13 protein-coding genes and 1 tRNA gene are annotated in these 20,689 nt (G+C 67.8%); 5 read left to right on the top strand and 9 right to left on the bottom strand.

The window, feature by feature from the left end; genetic code table 11:
• Window positions 1-214: 214 nt before the first annotated feature.
• The 6 genes from rho to argS form a co-directional block, all read right to left on the bottom strand.
• Window positions 215-2,233 carry a transcription termination factor Rho gene (gene rho, locus UK23_RS42070; RefSeq protein ID WP_045317409.1) on the bottom strand — a complete coding sequence of 673 codons (2,019 nt, stop codon included), beginning with the start codon at window positions 2,231-2,233 and terminating at the stop codon, window positions 215-217.
• A 322-nt stretch (window positions 2,234-2,555) separates the two neighbouring features.
• On the bottom strand, window positions 2,556-3,401 hold the full coding sequence (gene thrB / locus UK23_RS42065; protein WP_045317408.1) for a homoserine kinase: 846 nt from the start codon (window positions 3,399-3,401) through the stop codon (window positions 2,556-2,558).
• Window positions 3,398-4,450: a threonine synthase gene (gene thrC, locus UK23_RS42060; protein WP_045317407.1), complete on the bottom strand. Its 1,053-nt coding sequence runs from the start codon at window positions 4,448-4,450 to the stop codon at window positions 3,398-3,400. The genes thrB and thrC overlap by 4 nt, the downstream gene beginning before the upstream one ends.
• Window positions 4,447-5,748 (bottom strand): homoserine dehydrogenase, encoded by a 1,302-nt coding sequence (locus UK23_RS42055; protein ID WP_045317406.1) that lies wholly within the window; start codon window positions 5,746-5,748, stop codon window positions 4,447-4,449. Before UK23_RS42055 ends, thrC begins: the two co-directional genes overlap by 4 nt.
• 2 nt (window positions 5,749-5,750) lie before the next feature.
• Window positions 5,751-7,169 carry a diaminopimelate decarboxylase gene (gene lysA / locus UK23_RS42050; RefSeq protein ID WP_045317412.1) on the bottom strand — a complete coding sequence of 473 codons (1,419 nt, stop codon included), beginning with the start codon at window positions 7,167-7,169 and terminating at the stop codon, window positions 5,751-5,753.
• Window positions 7,169-8,797 carry an arginine--tRNA ligase gene (argS, locus tag UK23_RS42045; protein WP_045317405.1) on the bottom strand — a complete coding sequence of 543 codons (1,629 nt, stop codon included), beginning with the start codon at window positions 8,795-8,797 and terminating at the stop codon, window positions 7,169-7,171. Before argS ends, lysA begins: the two co-directional genes overlap by 1 nt.
• Before the next feature lie 170 nt (window positions 8,798-8,967).
• Between argS and UK23_RS42040 the strand changes: the two genes are divergently transcribed.
• From UK23_RS42040 to UK23_RS42030, 3 genes are all read left to right on the top strand, one after another.
• Window positions 8,968-9,792 carry a DUF3105 domain-containing protein gene (locus tag UK23_RS42040; protein WP_045317404.1) on the top strand — a complete coding sequence of 275 codons (825 nt, stop codon included), beginning with the start codon at window positions 8,968-8,970 and terminating at the stop codon, window positions 9,790-9,792.
• Window positions 9,792-10,487: a DUF305 domain-containing protein gene (locus UK23_RS42035; protein ID WP_045317403.1), complete on the top strand. Its 696-nt coding sequence runs from the start codon at window positions 9,792-9,794 to the stop codon at window positions 10,485-10,487. The genes UK23_RS42040 and UK23_RS42035 overlap by 1 nt, the downstream gene beginning before the upstream one ends.
• Before the next feature lie 234 nt (window positions 10,488-10,721).
• Complete coding sequence (locus UK23_RS42030; RefSeq protein WP_045317402.1) at window positions 10,722-12,596, top strand: acyl-CoA dehydrogenase family protein; 1,875 nt, start codon at window positions 10,722-10,724, stop codon at window positions 12,594-12,596.
• A gap of 222 nt (window positions 12,597-12,818) precedes the next feature.
• Here UK23_RS42030 and UK23_RS42025 read toward each other — a convergent pair whose 3' ends face one another.
• Window positions 12,819-13,988 carry an ROK family transcriptional regulator gene (locus UK23_RS42025; RefSeq protein WP_196778129.1) on the bottom strand — a complete coding sequence of 390 codons (1,170 nt, stop codon included), beginning with the start codon at window positions 13,986-13,988 and terminating at the stop codon, window positions 12,819-12,821.
• Window positions 13,989-14,139: 151 nt separating this feature from the next.
• Between UK23_RS42025 and UK23_RS42020 the strand changes: the two genes are divergently transcribed.
• Complete coding sequence (locus tag UK23_RS42020; protein WP_052685517.1) at window positions 14,140-18,372, top strand: GH92 family glycosyl hydrolase; 4,233 nt, start codon at window positions 14,140-14,142, stop codon at window positions 18,370-18,372.
• Between the two features lie 47 nt (window positions 18,373-18,419).
• Here UK23_RS42020 and UK23_RS42015 read toward each other — a convergent pair whose 3' ends face one another.
• Together UK23_RS42015 and UK23_RS42010 are read right to left on the bottom strand one after the other, a co-directional pair.
• On the bottom strand, window positions 18,420-19,097 hold the full coding sequence (locus tag UK23_RS42015) for a hemerythrin domain-containing protein (protein ID WP_052685516.1): 678 nt from the start codon (window positions 19,095-19,097) through the stop codon (window positions 18,420-18,422).
• Window positions 19,098-19,478: 381 nt separating this feature from the next.
• On the bottom strand, window positions 19,479-20,387 hold the full coding sequence (locus UK23_RS42010) for a cation diffusion facilitator family transporter (protein WP_045317400.1): 909 nt from the start codon (window positions 20,385-20,387) through the stop codon (window positions 19,479-19,481).
• A 149-nt stretch (window positions 20,388-20,536) separates the two neighbouring features.
• Between UK23_RS42010 and UK23_RS42005 the strand changes: the two genes are divergently transcribed.
• Window positions 20,537-20,608, top strand: a tRNA-Arg gene (locus tag UK23_RS42005).
• Window positions 20,609-20,689 lie beyond the last annotated feature (81 nt).

Here is a 20,689-nt window from a genome sequence, read left to right as displayed (position 1 = left end):
GTCTGGGGCAGAGCCCCAGGGGGAAGCACGCAACGCAAGGCGCCCATCGCAAGGCGACCACCCGCCCGGCCGCGGTTCGTATGGAACGGGACACGCTCAACGCAAAGAGACCACCACGGACACCGGAACGGCTCCGGCATTCGAGTGACAGAACCGCGAAAGACCCCCGGCGACCAGCACCGGGGGCCTTTTCACGTGAAACGAGCGCGAGCGATCAGTCCTGCTCGGCGCCCGGCGTCGTCTTCGCCACCTGCATCAGGAACTCGATGTTGGTGCGCGACTTCCGCAGCCGGTCGAGCAGCAGATCGATGGCCTGCTGACCGTCCAGAGCGTGCAGCACCCGACGGAGCTTGTGCGTGACCGCCATCTCGTCCGGCGACAGCAGCAGCTCTTCCTTACGAGTACCGGAGGAGTCGACGTCCACAGCCGGGAACGTCCGCTTGTCCGCGATCTTCCGGTCGAGCTTGAGCTCGGCGTTACCCGTGCCCTTGAACTCCTCGAAGATCACCGAGTCACCAGCGGAGCCGGTCTCGACCAGCGCCGTCGCGATGACGGTCAACGAACCGCCACCCTCGATGTTGCGCGCGGCACCGAGGAATCGCTTCGGCGGGTAGAGAGCCGTCGAGTCGACACCACCGGACAGGATGCGACCGGAAGCCGGCGCGGCCAGGTTGTACGCACGGCCCAGACGCGTGATCGAGTCGAGCAGCACGACCACGTCGTGGCCCATCTCGACCAGACGCTTCGCCCGCTCGATCGCGAGCTCGGAGATCGTCGTGTGGTCCGACGGCGGCCGGTCGAAGGTGGAGGCGATGACCTCACCCTTCACCGAACGCTGCATGTCGGTGACCTCTTCAGGCCGCTCGTCGACCAGAACGACCATCAAGTGGCACTCGGGGTTGTTCGTGGTGATCGCGTTGGCGATCGACTGCAGCACCGACGTCTTACCGGCCTTGGGCGGCGACACGACCAGGGCGCGCTGGCCCTTGCCGATCGGCATCACGAGGTCGATGACGCGGGTGGTGAGGATGTGCGGCTCGGTCTCCAGGCGCAGACGCTCGTTCGGGTAGAGCGGCGTCAGCTTGGTGAAGTCCGGGCGGTTGCGCGCCTCTTCCGGGTCCAGGCCGTTGATCTTGTCGACGCGGACCAGCGGGTTGAACTTCTGGCGCTGCTGCTCGCCGTCGCGCGGCTGGCGGACGGCGCCGGTGAGGGCGTCGCCGCGACGCAGGCCGTACTTGCGGACCAGCGACAGCGAGACGTAGACGTCGTTCGAGCCGGCCAGGTAGCCGGACGTGCGGACGAACGCGTAGTTCTCCAGCACGTCCAGGATGCCGGCGACCGGGAGCAGGACGTCGTCGTCGCGCACCTCGGTCTCGCGGTCCGGACGCTCGCCGCCCTCGCTTCGGCCACCCCGGCGGCGACGGTCGCGGAACCGGCCACGACGGCCATCGCCGTCGTCGTCGTTCTGCTGGCCACCACCCTGGCGGTCGCGGTTGCGGTCACGCCCGCCGCGGTCACCGCGGTCCTGGCGGTCGCCACGGTCGGAACGCTCGCCACGGTCCTGACGCTCACCACGGTCAGAGCGGTCACCACGGTCGGAACGCTCGTTGCGCTCCTGGCGGTCACCACGGTCCTGACGGTCGGAACGCTCGCCGCGGTCGGAACGCTCCTGGCGCTCAGCGCGCTCGGGACGGTCCTGACGCTCGGGCCGGTCCTGACGCTCGGCGCGCTCCGGACGCTCGGCACGCTGCTCGGACTGCTGGCCCTCGCCGGCCTCGGCGTTTCCGCCACCACGGCCGGAGCGACGACGGCGGTTGCCACGGCGGCCGCCCTCGTCGGACGAGCCAGCGTCGGCAGGGGCAGCGACGGCGGCAGCGGGCTTTTCCGCTACCTCGAGCTGCTGCTGAACAGGCTTTTCGGCGGCTGCGGGCTTCTCGGCGACCGGAGCCTTGGCGGCAGCCTTTTCGGCTTTCGCGGGCTTCTCGGCTTTGGCAGGCGCGCCGGAGCCCTGCTTTTCCTTGATGGCCGCGATCAGGTCGCCCTTGCGCAGACCTGCGGTTCCGGTGATGCCCATTTGGCCGGCGAGCTCACGCAGCTCCGCGAGCACCATGCCGGACAGACCCGCGCGGCGGCGCGGCGTCGTGCCGTTCGAAGGGGTGGACAGAGCGGTCTCCTCGGCTCCAGAACCAGAAGCAGCTGCGACATCGCTGCTCAGCAAATCGGTGTTGCTCACACATGTCCTTCCTGACCAGGCCCCGCCTCCTACGCGGCCCAGCGGACCCGTCTTCCCGCTTCAACTGGGGAACGACGGTCAAGTCCGATGCAGACGGAAGCACACACCGCTTCCGGCAGGCACGGGACTTTTCTCAGGTCACACGGCGATCGGGTGCCTCTTTTGCGTCCGCCCCGCCCGCACGGCACAGAGCCGGAACACAAAAGGATTGCGACTCGGAACGAGTGTCCGAGCGCGACACCGGCGCCCGTGCGCGCGGTGACTGATCGCCCCCGAGGGTAGACGCCGGTCCTCATGCATGCAACAACCGGGGTCGGGCGTGTCAGTCCAATGGACGAATGCGCACGCCAGCGGTGTCGACGTCGAGTCTCCGCACGTCGAAGCCGTGCACGTCGACCTCGGCCGGAAGATCGCCGAACGCGATCACGGTGGGTCCCGCTCCGCTCACGCAGGCGGGAACACCGAGCTTGCGAAGATCGTTGATCACCCGAACGGTGTCGGGCCAGGCGGGCTCGCGGTAGTTCTGGTGGAGGCGATCCTCAGTAGCGGCAAGGAGAACAGAGGGATCCGACGTCAGCGCGTGCACCGCCAGGGCAGCCCGTCCCGCGGCGTGTGCGGCGTCCGCGTGGGGCACCTCCGCCGGGAGCAGGCCGCGCGTCGTCTTGGTGGACGACTCCTGGGATGGAATCAGGACGACCGGGCGCACCCGTGCGTCGGCGTCCATCCGCACCGCGCGGTAGCGCTCTCCTTCAGACCACGCAACGACTACGCCGCCGAACAAGGAGGCCGCCGCGTTGTCCGCGTGCCCCTCGAACTCAGCAGCGATTTGCAACGCGTCCGTGTCCAACTCGCGACCCGTCAGGGTGAATCCCGCTGCGACACCCGCCACGATCGCTGCCGCCGACGAGCCCAACCCGCGTGCGTGCGGAATGGTGTTGCGGCACCGCAGCGCGAGCCCACCCGTGTATCCGGCGGCGCGGACGGCCCGCACGACGAGATGGGTCTCGTCGAGCGGGACATCGCCTGCTCCAGCGCCGTGGACCGTGATCGAGAGACCGTCGGCCGTGGCCACCTCGACGTCGTCGTACATGCCGAGCGCCATGCCCAGCGCGTCGAACCCCGAACCGAGGTTCGCGGTCGACGCGGGGACGGAGACGAGGAACTTCACGCCAGCTCCAGCGCGTGCGCGACGGCGCCGGGGTCGACCGGCACCGGCTCGACCTCGGTGACGCCGAGCAACGCGGTGTCGGGGTCCTTCAGACCGTGGCCAGTGACGGTGCACACAACCGTGGAGCCCTTGGGCAGCCGGCCGTCCTCCGCGGTCATCAGCAGACCCGCGATGGACGCGGCCGACGCGGGTTCCACGAAGATGCCCTCGGACGACGCCAGCAGCCGGTACGCGGCCAGGATCTGCTCGTCGGTGACGGCGTCGATCAGGCCACCGGACTCGTCACGGGCGTTGATCGCACCCGTCCACGACGCCGGCGAACCGATCCGGATCGCGGTCGCGATGGTCTCCGGGTTCGCGACGGGCTCACCGGACACGAGCGGCGCGGCACCGGCGGCCTGGAAGCCGTACATCTTCGGCAGGCCCTTGTCGTACGACGTGTAGCCCTTCCAGTACGCGGTGATGTTGCCCGCGTTGCCGACCGGCAGGCAGTGCACGTCCGGCGCCTGGCCGAGCACGTCGCAGACCTCCCACGCGGCGGTCTGCTGACCGACCAGGCGCACCGGGTTGACCGAGTTCACCAGCGTCACGGGGTACTCGGCCGCGGTCTTCGACGCGAGCTCCAGGCAGTCGTCGAAGTTGCCGTCGATCTGCAGGATCTTCGCGCCGTGCATGACGGCCTGCGCGAGCTTGCCCATCGCGATCTTGCCGCTGGGCACGAGCACGGCCGCCGTGAGACCCGCCTTGGCCGCATAGGCAGCCGCGGAAGCCGACGTGTTGCCGGTGGAGGCGCAGATGACCGCCTTCAGGCCGGACGCGAGCGCGTACGTCATGGCCACGGTCATGCCGCGGTCCTTGAACGAACCGGTCGGGTTCGCGCCTTCGACCTTCACCCACACATCCGAACCGGTGGCCGCGGAAAGCCTCCGAGCGTGCACCAGAGGCGTGCCGCCTTCGTGCAGCGTCACGACCTCCGCGCCCTCGGGGATCTCGATGCGGTCCCGGTAGGCGTTGATCAGACCGGGCCAGCCTGCTCTGACAGCACTCACTCTTCGCCCTCCACCCTCATGACGCTGACGACGTCCCGCACCACGGGGAGGCCACCGATTTTGTCCACAGTGGACCGCAGCGCGGCGTCGGTCGCCGCGTGCGTGACGATCACCAGGCTGGCGTCCTCGGTACGACCTTCCTGGCGCACCGCGGCGATGCTCACGTCGTGCTCGGCGAACACCGCGGCGACCTGCGAGAGGACACCGGGCTTGTCCGCCACGTCGAGGCTGATGTGGTAGCGCGTGGGCGTGTTCCCCATGGGCTGCACGGGAAGCGCGGCGTAGGCCGACTCGCGCGGACCGCGTCCGCTCGCGACCTTGTTGCGCGCCACGGCGACCAGGTCGCCGACGACCGCGCTCGCCGTCGGGGCGCCACCGGCACCCTGCCCGTAGAACATCATCTCCCCCGCCGCGTCAGCCTCGACGAACACCGCGTTGAACGCGCCGTTGACCGAAGCCAGCGGATGCGTCCTGGGGATCATCGCGGGGTGGACTCGAACGGCGACTGATTCCTGGCCGGACGGCGCCGTGACGCGCTCACAGATCGCGAGCAGCTTCACCGTGCGGCCGAGGCCCTTCGCCGCCGCGATGTCCGCCGCGGACACCGAACGGATGCCCTCCCGGTACACGTCCGCGGCCGTCACTCGCGTGTGGAACGCAAGGGACGCAAGGATCGCGGCCTTCGACGCCGCGTCGAACCCGTCGACGTCCGCGGTCGGATCGGCCTCTGCGTAACCGAGCCGCGAGGCCTCCTCGAGCGTCTCGCCGTAGCCCGCACCCGTGGCGTCCATCGCGGACAGGATGAAGTTCGTCGTGCCGTTCACGATGCCCATGACGCGCGTGATCCGGTCTCCCGCAAGGGATTCCCGCAACGGGCGCAGCAACGGGATCGCACCGGCGACGGCGGCCTCGAAGTAGAGGTCGGCACCGGACGCGTCGGCGGCCTCGAACAGCTCCGGACCGTGCTCGGCCAGCAGCGCCTTGTTCGCCGTGACGACGGACTTGCCCGCCTTCAACGCGTCGAGCAGCAGCCCGCGCGTCGGCTCGATGCCGCCGATGACCTCGACGATGACGTCCACCTCGTCCGACGCCACCAGCCCGGCGGCGTCCGTGGTGAGCAGGTGCTCCGGCACCTCGCGGTGCTTGTTCGGCCTGCGCACGGCGATGCCCTTGAGCTCAACCGGCGCGCCGATGCGCTGGGTGAGGTCTTCGGCCTGGTCCGTCAGCAGCCGGACTACCTCCGTGCCGACCGTGCCGCAACCCAGCAGCGCGACCCGGATCGGTTTGTTCTCCGGCACCTCTATACCTCCAGACGGAACAGATCGTCCTCGGTCTCACGACGCAGCAGCAGCCGCGCCTCTCCACCGGTCACCGCGGCGAGCGCGGGCCGTGGAAGTCGGTTGTACCCGCTCGCCATCGAGTAGCAGTAGGCCCCGGTCGCAGCGATCGCCACCAGGTCTCCCGGCGCCAGGTCGTCGGGCAGCCAGCAGTCACGAACCACGATGTCACCGGACTCGCAGTGCTTGCCGACCACGCGGCACAGCACAGCCCGCGACTCGGGCTCCGCGGCGCGCGAGACGAGCTTGCAGTCGTAGACCGCGTCGTACAGCGCAGTGCGGATGTTGTCGCTCATGCCGCCGTCCACACTGACGTACCGGCGGCGCGCGCCACCGTCCAGCTCGACGTCCTTGATGGTGCCGACCTCGTACACGGTGACCGTGCCGGGGCCGACGATCGCGCGGCCGGGCTCGACCGCGATGCGAGGCATCTCCAGGCCGTTGTGCTCGCACTCCTTCTGCACGATGTTGTGCAGCTGCCGCGCGAGCTCCGCGGGCGGGGGCGGGTCGTCGTCCGGCGTGTAGGCGATGCCGAGACCGCCACCGAGGTCGACGACCGTCAGCGAGGCGATGTCGCCGTGCTCGGAGCGGATGTCCGCGAGCAGGCCGATCACGCGCCGGGCCGCGACCTCGAAGCCGGACGCGTCGAAGATCTGCGAGCCGATGTGGCTGTGCAGGCCGACGAGCTTGAGGCCGGTCGCCTTGAGCACGCGCCGCACGGCCTCGGCCGCGTCGCCGGAGGACAGCGAGAAGCCGAACTTCTGGTCCTCGTGCGCGGTCGCGATGAACTCGTGCGTGTGCGCCTCGACGCCGACCGTCACGCGGATCAGCACCGGCTGCACCACACCGCGTTCGCGCGCGATGGCGTCCAGGCGCGCGATCTCGTGGTAGCTGTCGAGCACGATCCCGCCGACGCCCGCCTCGACGGCCGCGACGAGCTCGGGAACGCTCTTGTTGTTGCCGTGCAACGCGATGCGCTCGGCCGGGAAGTCCGCCTTGAGCGCGATCGCGAGCTCGCCGCCGCTGCAGACGTCGATCGAGAGGCCCTCTTCGGCCACCCACTTCGCGACCTGGACGCTCAGGAACGCCTTGGACGCGTAGTGCACGAGCGTCGGGTCGCCGAACGCCTCGGCGTGCTCACGGCAGCGTGCGCGGAAGTCCTGCTCGTCCATGACGAACAGCGGGGTGCCGTACTGCTCGGCCAGCCCGCGCACGTCCACACCGGCCAGCTCCACGACGCCGGAAGCGTTGCGGGAAGCGTTGCGCGGCCACACGTTCGGCGGCAGGTAGTCGAGCTGTTCTGCGGTCGCGGGGCGGTCGCCGGCGGTGTTGCCGGGAACCATCACATCAGCGTGCCGGGGTCCGGCCGGGTGCGCGCGCATCACATGCGCTCCGGGGCGGTCACGCCGAGCAGGCCGAGGCCCGCGGCGAAGACCCGCCTGGTCGCGTTGACGAGCTGAAGCCTGACCTGGTGCAACGGAGTCGTCTCCTCATCACCGCGTGGAAGCACGCGGCAGTCCTGCTGGAAGCGGTGGTACGTGCCCGCGAGCTCTTCGAGGTAGCGAGCCACGCGGTGCGGTTCCCGGAGCTCGGCGGCGGTGGCCACCACACGCGGGAACTCGCCGATGGTGCGGATGAGGTCGCCCTCGCGCTCGTGGGTGAGCAGCGCGAAGTCCTCTCCGGGGGTGATGCCGAGATCAGCGGCGTTGCGCAGGATCGACGACGTGCGCGCGTGGGCGTACTGCACGTAGTAGACCGGGTTGTCGTTGCTGTGCTTGCGAAGCAGGTCGAGGTCGATGTCCAGCGACGAGTCGACGCTCGACCGGATCATGGCGTAGCGGGCGGCGTCCACACCGACCGCGTCGACCAGGTCCTCCATCGTGATGACGGTGCCCGCGCGCTTGCTCATCCGCACCGGCTGACCGCCGCTGACGAGGTTCACGAGCTGGCCGATCAGCACCTCGACGCTGTCCGGGTCACCACCCAGCACGGCCGCGGCCGCCTTGAGACGCGCGGTGTAGCCGTGGTGGTCCGCGCCGAGCATGTAGATGAAGCGGTCGTAGCCGCGGCTCTGCTTGTCCGCGAGGTAGGCGATGTCACCGGCGATGTAGGCCGGGTTGCCATCGCCCTTGATGACGACCCGGTCCTTGTCGTCGCCGTAGTCGGTGGACCGCAGCCACCAGGCGCCGTCCTTCTCGTACAGCGAGCCGGACGCCTTGAGCTTCTCCACCGTGCCCTCGACCGCACCGCTCTGGTGCAGCGTGAGCTCGGAGAAGAAGACGTCGAAGTGGGTGCCGAAGTCGGCGAGGCTGCGCTTGATCTCGTCGGTCATCAGCTCGAGACCGACGCGACGCACCGTCGCGGGGTCGCCGAGCGCGCCCGGTTCGCGGCGCAGCACCTCGGCCGCGATCTCACCCACGTACGTGCCCGCGTAGCCGTCCTCGGGCACGGGCTCGCCCTTCGCGGCGGCGATCAGCGAGTTGACGAACCTGTCGATCTGCGCGCCCGCGTCGTTGATGTAGTACTCGCGGGTGATCTCGGCGCCACGGGCCTGCAGCACGCGGCCGATCGCATCGCCGACGGCCGCCCAGCGCGCGCCACCCAGGTGGATGGGCCCGGTCGGGTTCGCGGAGACGAACTCCAGGTTGATCTTCTGCCCGGCCAGCTCCGCGCCGGTGCCGTAGCCGTCCTTCAGCGCGTCCTCGACGATCGCGCCCTGCGCCTCGGTGGCGATGGTGAGGTTCAGGAAGCCGGGACCGGCGACGTCGGCCTTCGCGATGGCGGCCTGGGTCAGCAGCGCCTCGGCGAGCCACGTGGCGAACTCGCGCGGGTTGACTCCGACCTTCTTGGCGAGCTGCAGCGCGATGTTCGTGGCGTAGTCCCCGTGCTCGGGGTTCCTGGGTCGCTCGACCGTCACCTGCTCAGGCAGAGCGGCGGTGTCCAGGCCTCGGTCAGCCAGCAACTGGGCAACCGTGGTCCGAACGAGATCGGCGAGCGCTTCAGGGGTCACGACGCATGAGTCTAGAGGCGCGTTGTCGCAGGTCTCGACCGGGTTACCGGGTCTCGGAGGGTGAGACGGCAAGTGTTAACGACCACGTGGTATCGCCCTGCGCTGACAGTGATCAGACATGGTGTCCCTACACTGGCGGCCGGTTGACCAGGACGACATCTGAGGCGGACATGGTAAGCGGCAAGAAGACGAAGGCCACACGCAGCAGCGTGGCGGCCGCCCGTTCCTCCGTGGTGGCGAACAAGCCGAAGCCGTGGGGCACGATCATCGCGGTGATCGCCGTGCTCGGCCTGGCCGGCGGCGTGTTCGGATATGCGTACTCGCAGATCCACGCGAACAACGTCAAAGAGGCCGCCCTGGCCAAGTGGAAGCCCTCGGACACGAACAAGGACCCGTCGCAGCAGCTCGCGGGCATCGTGACCAAGGAGTACAAGGGCTCGAAGCACGTCGACGCCACCCAGCGCGTCGCCTACGACCAGTCCCCGCCCTTCGGCGGCCCGCACGACGGCCAGTGGGCCGACTGCACCGGCGTCGTCTACGACAAGGCCGTGCGCACGGAGAACATGGTCCACGGCCTCGAGCACGGCGCCGTCTGGATCGCGTACAACCCGGACCAGGTCAAGGACGACGCGCTCGCGAAGCTCAAGACCAAGGTCGAGGGCATCCCGTACATGATGCTGTCGCCGTACCCCGGTCTCGACAAGCCGATCTCCCTCCAGTCCTGGGGTCACCAGCTGAAGGTCGAGAAGGCCGACGACGAGCGCGTCGACCAGTTCATCTCCTCGCTGCTGCGCAACTCGAACACCTACCCCGAGGTCGGTGCTTCGTGCGAGAACACGCAGTTCCTCTCCAACCCGGCGCCGTTCGTGGCTGAGAAGCCCGGCGCCGACGCGGTCCCGATGGACGGCGGCAAGGACGAGTCGAAGACCGAGGCCGAGCAGGGCCAGCAGCCGATGAGCACGCCGCCGTCGGGCTCGACCCCGCCGTCCAGCTGATGTCGGTCGACACCGAAGACGTCGAGGTGTCCGAGCGCCCTTCCGGAGCAGCTCGGGCCCTCGTCATCGGCGCCGCAGTCCTGGCGATCCTCCTCCTGGGCGCGGCGGTGGGCCTGCTCGTGAAGCTCCCCGGCTCCTCCTCGTCCGCGGTCCCGGCCTCGGGCTCCGTGGACGTGGGCTTCTGCCAGGACATGTCCCAGCACCACCTGCAGGGCATCCAGATGGCCAACATCGCCCGAGACCGCTCCACCGACTCGGAAGTCCGCCAGCTCGCGTTCGACATCTCCTCCACGCAACTGGAGCAGGTCGGCCGCATGAAGGGCTGGCTGATGATGTGGAACGAGCACGAGCAGAACATCTCGGGCGTCTACATGTCCTGGATGAACGACTCGGGCGTCCACGGCCACGGCGCCACCACCCCGCAGGCAGGCCAACCGCTGATGCCGGGCATGGCCACGACCGACGAGCTCACCAAGCTGCGCACCATGCCAGCAGGCCGTGACTTCGACGTCTACTTCCTGCAGCTGATGCTCCGCCACCACACAGGCGGCGCACCGATGGCCGAGTACGCCTCGACCCGAGCGGCCCAGCCGTTCGTGCGCACGCTCGCGGACAACATGCTGAAGTCGCAAACCAACGAAACCGACCTGATGAAGAACTACCTGGCGAAGCGCGGAGCCGCCCCGCTGCCGTAGCCACCTCCACACGAAAGGGCCGCCCCCACGGGGGTGGCCCTTTTGCATTGCGCCGATGCCGAAGGCGAGCTGCTCTTCCCGTGCGCTCCGGTGGCCGCCCTGAGCAACAGGCGTGCCATCAGCCTGCTCGTGGCGCTGGGCCCCGTCCGCGAATCCCCCAAGATCTCACCCTCCAAGCCGGTGGACATCCGACTACCCCTGAGTAACGTGAATCACACCTACCGGGAGGTAACCATGACCGTCGACGAGCGCGCGGCCAGGCAGGTCGCCGAACAAGCACGGGAAACCCGCTGGCAGCGACCGAGCTTCGGCAAGGAGCTCTTCCTCGGCCACTTCCGCATCGACCTGATCCACCCGCATCCGAGCGGCACCGCGGAAGACCGCGAACGCGGCGAGGCCTTCCTGGAGAAGCTCCGCAAGTTCACCGAGTCCCACATCGACAACACGGTGATCGAACGAGACGCCCAGATCCCCGACGACGTGCTCAAGGGCCTCAAGGACCTCGGCGCGTTCGGCATGAAGATCAAGCCTGAGTACGGCGGCATAGGCCTGACCCAGGTCTACTACAACAGGGCCCTGATGCTCGTGGGCTCGGCCAGCCCCGCGATCGGCGCCATGCTCTCAGCACACCAGTCCATCGGCGTCCCCCAGCCGGTCGCGATGTTCGGCAGCCCGGAGCAGAAGCAGGAGTTCCTGCCGAGGTGCGCCAAGGGCGAGATCACGGCGTTCCTCCTGACCGAACCGGACGTCGGCAGCGACCCGGCCAGGCTCGGCACCATCGCCACGCCCGACGGCGACGACTACATCCTCAACGGCGTAAAACTCTGGACCACCAACGGCGTGGTAGCCGACCTCCTCGTAGTCATGGCCCAGGTCCCAGACCGAGGCATCACCGCGTTCGTGGTCGAAGCAGACGCCGAGGGCATCACCGTCGAGAACCGCAACGCGTTCATGGGCCTGCGGGGCCTGGAAAACGGCGTCACCAGGTTCCACAACGTCCGCGTCCCGAAGAAGAACGTGATCGGCAAGGAAGGCGCAGGCCTGAAAATCGCCCTCGCCACCCTCAACACCGGCCGCCTCAGCCTCCCCGCACTCTGCGCGGGCAGTGCCAAGTGGTGCCTGAAGATCGCCCGCGAGTGGTCCACCGAACGCATCCAGTGGGGCCTCCCGGTAGGCAAACACGAAGCCATCGCAGGCAAGATCGCCTACATCGCCGCCACCGCCTACGCCCTCGAAGCAGTCCTCGACCTCAGCTCCGAACTGGCCGACGCCGGCAAGCACGACATCCGGATCGAAGCCGCCCTGGCCAAGCTCTACGCGTCCGAAAAAGCCTGGCTCGTGGCAGACGAACTGGTCCAGATCCGCGGCGGCCGAGGTTACGAGACCGCGGAAAGCCAAGCAGCACGCGGAGAACGCGGCATCGCGGCCGAGCAGGTCCTGCGGGACCTCCGCATCAACCGCATCTTCGAAGGCTCGACGGAGATCATGCACCTGCTGATCGCCCGCGAAGCGGTGGACGCACACCTGAGTGTCGCCGGCGACATCATCGACCCGGACGCCGACCGCCAGGCCAAGATGAAGGCCGCGGCCAAAGCAGGCGGCTTCTACGCCAAGTGGCTCCCCACCCTCGTGGTCGGCAAGGGCCAGACCCCGGTCGGCTACACGGAGTTCGGCCCGCTCGCCAAGCACCTCAGGTTCGTCGAACGCTCCGCCCGCAAGCTCGCGCGCCAGACGTTCTACGCCATGTCCCGCTGGCAGGGGAAGATGGAGCGCAAGCAGCGGTTCCTCAGCCGGATCGTCGACATCGGCGCCGAGCTGTTCGCGATCAGCGCCACGTGCGTGCGCGCGCAGCAGGACAAGAACCCCAACGCGCAGATGCTCGCCGACGCGTTCGCCAAGCAGGCGCGGATCCGGGTCGACGAGCTGTTCGACAAGCTGTGGCGGAACACCGACGACAGCGACGTGGTGCTGTCCAGGCAGGTCCTGGACGGCAACTACACGTGGCTGGAGGAGGGCGTGATCGACGCGTCCATCCCCGGCAGCTGGATCGCGGACTCGACGCACCACGAGTCGACGGCGGCGAACGTCCACCGGCCTACACCGAGGTGAGAACCCCCGTTACTGCACTGGGCAGGCTGATGGTGCGGGCGCGGCACTGCCCAGTGCACGGCCGGTAGGGGGCTACGTCCCCCGCATCCCCCTACCGACTCCCCTTGCAACGGAAGGACACAACACCCTCCAGGTGGAGGTTCCGGTAACGCTAAGCCACAAAACGCCGTTAACAGTTACGACAATTGAGTGAACTACCAGGTAAGGGTCGCTCGACTACTCTCAGAGAGTAACTTCGAAGACCAATTCACGGGCGGCTTCGAGGCCCATCGCGATGGCGCCGGAGAGCACCGCGCCGTCGCCCAGCGAGCCCGCGACGACCCGAGGCGCCAGTGGCGTCATCGTCCGCAACGAAGCTTCCATCGGCGGCAGCAGCAAGTCGACGTTCGACCCGACGCCACCACCCAGCACGACCAGCGAAGGGTCGATCACCGCGGCCACCGCGGCGACGAGGAACGCCAGCCGTTCCGCCTCCACCCGCACGACCTCAAGAGCCTGCACATCTCCCGAACGCGCCAAGGAGAACACCTCGAGTGCCGTGCGCGCAGCAAGTCCGAGTTCCCGAGCGTGCGCCACCACGGACTCCGCCGCGGCCGCCTCCTCGAACTGTCCACGTTGGACGTCCGAAGCGGACTTGCCGAACGGCAGGAACCCGACCTCGCCCGCCGCCCCGTGCGCACCGCGGAACAGCACGCCGTCGACACAGATCCCCATGCCGACACCGGTACCGACGGTCACGCAGACGAACACCCGCACATCGCGAGCCGCCCCGTAGACGTGCTCCCCCAACGCCGCCAGGTTCGCGTCGTTCTCCACGACCACCGCCGGACCCAGCGACGATTCCAGCCCGTCGAGCACACCGGCGGACTCCCAGCCGGGCAGGTTGGGCGCGTGTCGCACGACCCGGGAACGTTGATCGATCACGCCAGGACTGCCGATCACCTTCACCACGACGTCCGACAGCGCGATCCCCGCGTCGGCCACGGTCCGCGACGCCAGCTCCGTCACCGTGCGCACCAATGAAGACGCTGACCGGCTGCGGTTGCGCTCGTCCACGCGCGCCACGACGGACCCGCCCAGATCGGCCACGGCCGCCCGGATCCGCTCCCGCCCGATGTCGACGCCCAGCACGTACCCGGCGAGCGGATTCGGCTCGTAGACGACGGCAGAACGGCCCGGACCGGCGGTTGTGCGACCGATGGGGCGCACCAGCCCGTGGCGTTCGAGATCGACCAGAGCCTGGCCGACAGTCGGTTTGGAGAGCCCGGTGTCCTTCGCGATCTGCGGCCGGGTGGCGGCACCCAGACGGCGCAACCGATCGAGCACCGCGCGTTGGTTGAGCACGCGCATGCCCGCTGGTGTACCCACCTCTGGCGGCTTGCGGTCGGTCACCGACCGAGTCTAGATCTTGAACGGTGGTCCCTGCGCGCAACTGTTGAGAGGACAGTTTCGAAGACAATTCCCGTCCTGTCCCTTGACAACGATGTCACGTGCAGAAACGCTCCCTCCCAAATGGGGCAGGCAAGGCGGCGGAAGGGTTGCAATGAGGCACCTGCGCAAGAGACGACCAACAACCCTGTTGAGCGTTGCGATCACTGCGACACTGGTGTGCGGCGTCACCAACGGCTACGCGGCCGCCGCACCAGAGGAGCAAGGCGTGGGCTTTTCGTCGTCCTTTGAGGACGGTCAACCACAACCGTCGTGGGTCAGCACGGTCGAGACCGACGCGGCGGGGCAGCCGAAGTCGGCGGGCGTGATCGGATCGAGCGGCACGGGCACCCCGGGCAACGTCGCCGACAAGGCGACGGTGAAGGCCAACGGGGACAACCCCCCGAACGAGACCGTTGCCGAGATCAACGACCTCAACGTCAACTCGAAGTGGCTGGTCTTCGCCTCCACCGGCTGGGTGACGTTCGACTTCGGGACGACCAGCCCCCAGACGATCAAGAAGTACACGCTCTCATCGGCGAACGACGAGCCGGAGCGCGACCCGAAGGACTGGACCCTCCAGGGCTCGAACAACGGCACCGACTGGACCGTCCTCGACACGCGCACGAACGAGAGCTTCGCCGAGCGGTTCCAGACCAAGGCCTACGACATCGCCACGCCGGCGTCGTACCAGCACTACAAGCTCGACATCACGGCGAACCACGGCACGGACATCGTGCAGATCGCGGAGGTCGAGCTCTCCGACGGATCCACGAACCCGCCGGCCCCGAACATGCGCAGCCTCGTCGGCAGCGGCCCCACCGGCGGCTACACGTCCAAGTCGAAGGTCGGCTGGACGGGTCTGAAGGCCTTCCGCGCCCAGGGCAAGCACACGACCGAGGGTCGCGCGTACAGCTACAACAAGGTCTTCGACGTCGACGTGAAGGTCGAGCCGCAGACCGAGCTGTCGTACATGATCTTCCCGGACTGGGTGAACGACAACCTGAACTACCCGAGCACGTACTCGTCGGTGGACCTCGCGTTCTCCGACGGCACGTACCTGAGTGACCTCAAGGCGGTGGACCAGCACGGTGCCGTGCTGTCGCCGCAGGGCCAGGGGGCGGGCAAGTTCCTGTACGCCAACCAGTGGAACAAGGTCGCGTCCACCATCGGCGCGGTCGCCGCTGGTAAGACGATCAAGCGGATCCTGGTGGCCTACGACGGTCCCAAGGGCCCCACGGAGTTCGGTGCCTGGTACGACGACATCCGCATCGGCGACGTCGTGAAGAAGCAGTACGCCAAGCCTTCCGACTACGTGCTGACCACGCGCGGCACGAACTCGAACGGCTCCTTCTCGCGGGGCAACAACTTCCCGGCGACCGCGGTGCCGCACGGCTTCAACTTCTGGACCCCGATGACCAACGCGGGTTCGCAGAGCTGGCTGTACGAGTACCAGCAGCGCAACAACGCGCAGAACCTGCCGACGCTGCAGGCGTTCACGGCGTCCCACGAGCCCAGCCCGTGGATGGGCGACCGCCAGACGTTCCAGGTCATGCCGTCGGACAAGGCGCCGACGCAGGACCGCGCGGCGCGTTCGCTCGCGTTCAGCCACAACAACGAGGTCGCGAAGGCGCACTACTACGGCGTGACCTTCGAGAACGGCATGAAGGCCGAAATTGCGCCGACCGACCACGCGGCGATCTTCCGGTTCACCTTCGCCGACACCGGCGAGAAGAACCTGGTGTTCGACAACGTGAACAACCTCGGTGGCCTGACCCTCGACGCCGCTTCCGGTGTCGTGACGGGCTACACGGACGTCAAGAGCGGCCTGTCCACGGGTGCCACGCGCCTGTTCGTCTACGGCAAGGTCGACAAGGCCGTGACGGCGAGCGGTCGCCTGACCGGCGCCGGTCGTGACAACGTCGGCGGCTACTTCTCGTTCGCGGACAAGACCGTCCAGCTCAAGATCGCGACGTCGCTGATCTCGGTGGACCAGGCTCAGGCGAACCTCAGTCAGGAGATCTCCGGTTCCGACTCGTTCGACGCGGTGCGCGACCGTGCGCAGGCCGCGTGGGACAAGGTGCTCGGCATCCTGTCCGTCGAGGGTGCGTCGGAGGAGCAGCTGATCACGCTGTACTCCAACATGTACCGGCTCTACCTGTACCCGAACTCGGGCTTCGAGAAGGTCGGCGACAAGATCCAGTACGCCTCGCCGGTCGCGCCCGCCGTTGGGCAGAACACGCCGACCCGCACCGGTGCGAAGATCGTCGACGGCAAGATCTACGTCAACAACGGCTTCTGGGACACCTACCGCACGACGTGGCCCGCGTACTCGTTGTTCACGCCGTCGCAGGCCGGTGAGATGGCCGACGGCTTCGTCCAGCAGTACAAGGACGGCGGCTGGATCTCGCGCTGGTCGTCCCCCGGTTACGCGGACCTGATGACGGGCACGAGCTCCGACGTGGCGTTCGCGGACGCGTACCTCAAGGGCGTGTCGAACTTCGACATCAAGGCCGCCTACGACGCCGCGGTGAAGAACGCGTCGGTCGTGCCGCCGAGCAACAACGTCGGCCGCAAGGGCATGGACCGGTCGATCTTCCTCGGCTACACCGGCAACGACCAGATGGACTCCGAGGCCTGGTCGTGGGCGATCGAGGGCTACGTCAACGACTTCGGCATCGCGTCGATGGCGAAGGCGCTGCACGAGAAGACGGGTGAGAAGCGGTACGCCGAGGAGTACGAGTACTTCCTCAACCGCGCCCAGAACTACGTGCTGACGTTCGACCAGCGGATCGGTTTCTTCCAGAACCGCAACGTCGACGGCTCGTGGCGCGTCGCGGATCCGGCGAAGTACAACCCGCAGGAATGGCGCTACGACTACACCGAGACGAACGGCTGGAACATGGCGTTCACGGTGCCGCACGACGGGCAGGGTCTCGCGAACCTGTACGGCGGGCGGGACAAGCTGGCGCAGAAGCTCGACTCGTTCTTCTCGATCCCCGAGACCACCAAGTTCCCCGGTGGCTACGGCGGCGTGATCCACGAGATGGTCGAGGCGCGGGACGTGCGGATGGGCCAGTACGGCCACTCCAACCAGCCGTCGCACCACATCGCGTACATGTACAACTACGCGGGCAAGCCGTCCGGCACGCAGGAGAAGGTGCGGGAGATCCTGTCGCGCCTGTACGTCGGCTCTGAGCAGGGCCAGGGCTACGCGGGTGACGAGGACAACGGCGAGATGTCGGCGTGGTTCCTCTTCTCCTCGCTCGGCTTCTACCCGCTGCAGATGGGCAAGCCGGCCTACGCGATCGGTTCACCGCTGTTCACCAAGGCGACGGTTTCCTTGGAGAACGGCAAGAAGCTCGTCATCAACGCGCCGAAGAACAACGCGAAGAACATCTACGTGCAGGGCGTGAAGGTCAACGGCAAGGCGTGGACGAAGACCTCGCTGCCGCACGACGTGCTCGCGGCCGGTGCGACGATCGACTTCGACATGGGCCCGACGCCTTCTGCCTGGGGCACGGGTGCCGCTGACGCGCCGGACTCGATCACGGTCGGCGACGCGGTTCCGACGCCGCTGCGCGATGTTTCCTCCGGTGTTTCCGCTGGTGCGCTGGTGGACAACAACTCCTCGACCTCCGCTGTGGTGAAGTCCTTCGACTTCAAGCCGGCGGACGCGAAGGAGAGCGCATCGTTCTACACGCTGACCAACGCGAAGACCGGCAAGTCGCCTTCGTCGTGGGAGCTCAAGGCTTCCTACGACGGCAAGACGTGGGCGACGGTGGACAAGCGTTCCGGCGAGAACTTCCAGTGGCAGCAGTACACCCGGTCGTTCAAGATCGCGTCACCGGGCCGGTACAACTTCTACAAGCTGGAGTTCTCCGAGGACGTCGCGCTGGCGGAGTTCGAGCTGATGTCGAAGCCGCTGCCCAAGCCCACGACCACGGTGACCGGCGCGGTCAACGGCGGCCTGACGGTGAAGGACGTGACCTATGTGGACGGTGCGACGATCAACGGTCCGGTGACCGTGCAGAAGGGCGCCACGCTGTACGTCTTCGGCGGCGAGATCAAGGGCCCGATCTCGGCCTCGGACGCGGCTTCGGTGGTGCTCGTGGGCACTCGCGTGGGCGGCCCGGTGTCGGTCAACGGATCCGCTACCGAAGTGGCCGTCGAGAACACCTCCGTCGGCGGCCCGGTGTCGCTGACGTCCAACAGGACCAGGTCGGTGGTCGCCTTCTCGACCGTCGGCGGTCCGCTGTCCTGCACCAGCAACAACCCGGAGCCGACGAACAACGGCTTCGCGAACGATGTGAAGGGCCCGAAGGCCGGGCAGTGCACCGGCCTGTAGGCAGTACGTGAGGCGAGGCCGCGTTCCGTTGTGGGACGCGGCCTTTCTCATGCGGCCCGGCGCTCTTTCTCCCGCCGGTGGATGCCGGCGCCGACGAGCTTGTAGAGCAGCCTGATCGGAGCGGGCAGGATCTTGAGGAACCCTTGGCGCTCCTCGGGCGTGGCATCCTGCAGGATCATCCCGATGGTGTCGAACCCCTTGGCGCCCTTGGGCATGCTGCTCGCGCCGTTCTTGCCGAGTGCGTCCCACTCGGCCTGCGTGATGTAGACCGAGACGAGCGGGAGGACGTGGTTCTCCTCGTCGGCCAGGTGCTCGTTGAGCGCTTTCGACATACCTTCGAGGACTTCGGCGAGCTCATCTCGGGTCTCCTGGTCGGCCTGTGCTCGCCACTTCGGCAGCAGCTGCTCGACCCGTTCCAGCGCTCCGCCCACGACCTCGTGCTGCTGTTCCATCCGCTGCACCAGCTCGGTGTCCATGCCGCCCACGCGTTCGAGCAACTTGGGCCACAGCATCTCGTCCTCGCCGACGTGATGGTGGTGCAGCAGGCCGGCCATCATCTCGACGAACCCGGCGACGTACCGCGCGCGATCTCTGTCTTCGTGAGCAACACCTCTGACCAGGGCGGGCATCTCCGCGAACTCGCGCTTGAACCACCTGTGGACCACCACCATCTCCCAGGTGTCCACGTTCTCCCCGGTGGTGCGGGGCTGTTTTGCGGCGTCCATGGCGGTGACGGTAAGTAGGCGGCGCGGGTCCTGCCACGGCAACGCCGATTCCGTTCCGTTTCCACGGACGTCCCTCTGCCCCACGTGCGGGGGCCGAAGGAACGAAAGAGCGCTGGTCTGTACCGCCCAGCCGGTCTCGTTTGAGCCGAAAAGGCAGCGTTCCGTCACTGCACGCGGAATTGTCCAATCACCTGAAAGGATCTATCCCTTTCAGACATACTCCGATGGGATCTTGGCAATTCATCAGCGGTGACTGGGGAGGCTGTTGTGGTGCCGTTCGAGCGAGGCCGCGTCTGGGTGGCCGTGCCACAACCGCGAACGCCCGTTCCGTCACGAACCGGCGCGCCGTCCACTAAGGACGAGATGCGCGACCTGCCCGCCTCACCACGAAAGCTCCCGGCACCGCTGCGCTGACGAGCCGCCCTCGACCTGCAAGGTGGCGTGCTCGATGTGGTACTTGGTCGCCAGCAACGCCTGCGCCGCCTTGAGCACGCCTTCGTGGTCCGCCTCCTCGCTGGTCGCGAGGTGAGCACTGGCCACCTCCATGCCACTGGTGAGCGTCCACACGTGCAGGTCGTGCGCCTCCGCGACCCCGGGGAGCTCCGCGAGCGCCTTCTGCATCTCCGTGACGTCCAGCCGCTCGGGCGCGTGCTGGAACAGGATGTGCAGCGCGTTCTTGGCCAGCCCGTACGTCCGCGGCAGCACCCACACGCCGATCAGCACACCCATGATCGGGTCCGCGTACTTCCACCCGGTCGTGATGGTGACGAGCGCCGAGATCAGCACGCCGACCGACCCGATGAGGTCCGCCAGCACCTCGAGGTACGCACCCTTGACGTTGATGCTGTCCTTCGCGCCCTCCCTGAGGACGCTGAAGCTGACGAGGTTGGCCACAAGACCGAGGCTCGCGGCGATGAGCACCGGCCAGCCCGGCACCTGCGGAGGCTCCTGGAACCGCCCAACGGCCTCGTAGACCACATACCCGGCCACACCGAACAACAGCACCGCGTTGGCGAGCGCCGCCAGCACCTCGGCCCGGTAGAACCCGAACGTCCGGTTCCTGCCGGCCTTGACCCTGCCGGCCACGAGGATCGCGGCCAGCGCCATGCCCACGCCCAGGACGTCCGTGAGCATGTGCGCGGCGTCCGAGATGAGCGCCAGGGACGACGTCGCGAACCCCACGACGAACTCGACCACCATGAATACCGCGCCGATGCCGAACGCGACCCACAGCTTGCCGGCGTGCTGACCGCCGCCGGAGGCCGTTCCATGCCCGTGCCCGTGACCCATGCCAGCAACATATAGCGATATGCGCATGAGTGCAATCGGCGCTATTCCCCACCAGGAGTGGAGGTGACGCAGACCACGCCAGGCCCGTTCGCGGGGGTAGGTGTGAAACCAGGTCGCTCTCGTGCGCTAGGATCTTCCACGTAGCTACGGCCCCCGTAGCTCAGGGGATAGAGCACCGCCCTCCGGAGGCGGGTGCGCAGGTTCGAATCCTGCCGGGGGCACCCGTGACGCCCGGGATCTGTCTGCGGAAAGCGCAGACCGGATCTCGGGTGTTGTGTTTTCTGGGGGCCGAGCCCCCAGAC

This window comes from Lentzea aerocolonigenes (assembly GCF_000955955.1).
Taxonomy (GTDB): Bacteria; Actinomycetota; Actinomycetes; order Mycobacteriales; family Pseudonocardiaceae; genus Lentzea; species Lentzea aerocolonigenes_A.
Note: the sequence above shows the minus strand (reverse complement) of the source record. Positions and strands in the feature narration are given on the sequence as shown.

Excerpts from the sequence above, each read along its gene's own strand:
- lysA (WP_045317412.1), bottom strand. The coding sequence starts at position 7,169 with ATGCGCGCGCACCCGGCCGGACCCCGGCACGCTGATGTGATGGTTCCC.
- UK23_RS42040 (WP_045317404.1), top strand. The coding sequence starts at position 8,968 with ATGGTAAGCGGCAAGAAGACGAAGGCCACACGCAGCAGCGTGGCGGCC.
- UK23_RS42035 (WP_045317403.1), top strand. The coding sequence starts at position 9,792 with ATGTCGGTCGACACCGAAGACGTCGAGGTGTCCGAGCGCCCTTCCGGA.
- UK23_RS42030 (WP_045317402.1), top strand. The coding sequence starts at position 10,722 with ATGACCGTCGACGAGCGCGCGGCCAGGCAGGTCGCCGAACAAGCACGG.
- UK23_RS42020 (WP_052685517.1), top strand. The coding sequence starts at position 14,140 with ATGAGGCACCTGCGCAAGAGACGACCAACAACCCTGTTGAGCGTTGCG.
- UK23_RS42015 (WP_052685516.1), bottom strand. The coding sequence starts at position 19,097 with ATGGACGCCGCAAAACAGCCCCGCACCACCGGGGAGAACGTGGACACC.
- UK23_RS42010 (WP_045317400.1), bottom strand. The coding sequence starts at position 20,387 with ATGGGTCACGGGCACGGGCATGGAACGGCCTCCGGCGGCGGTCAGCAC.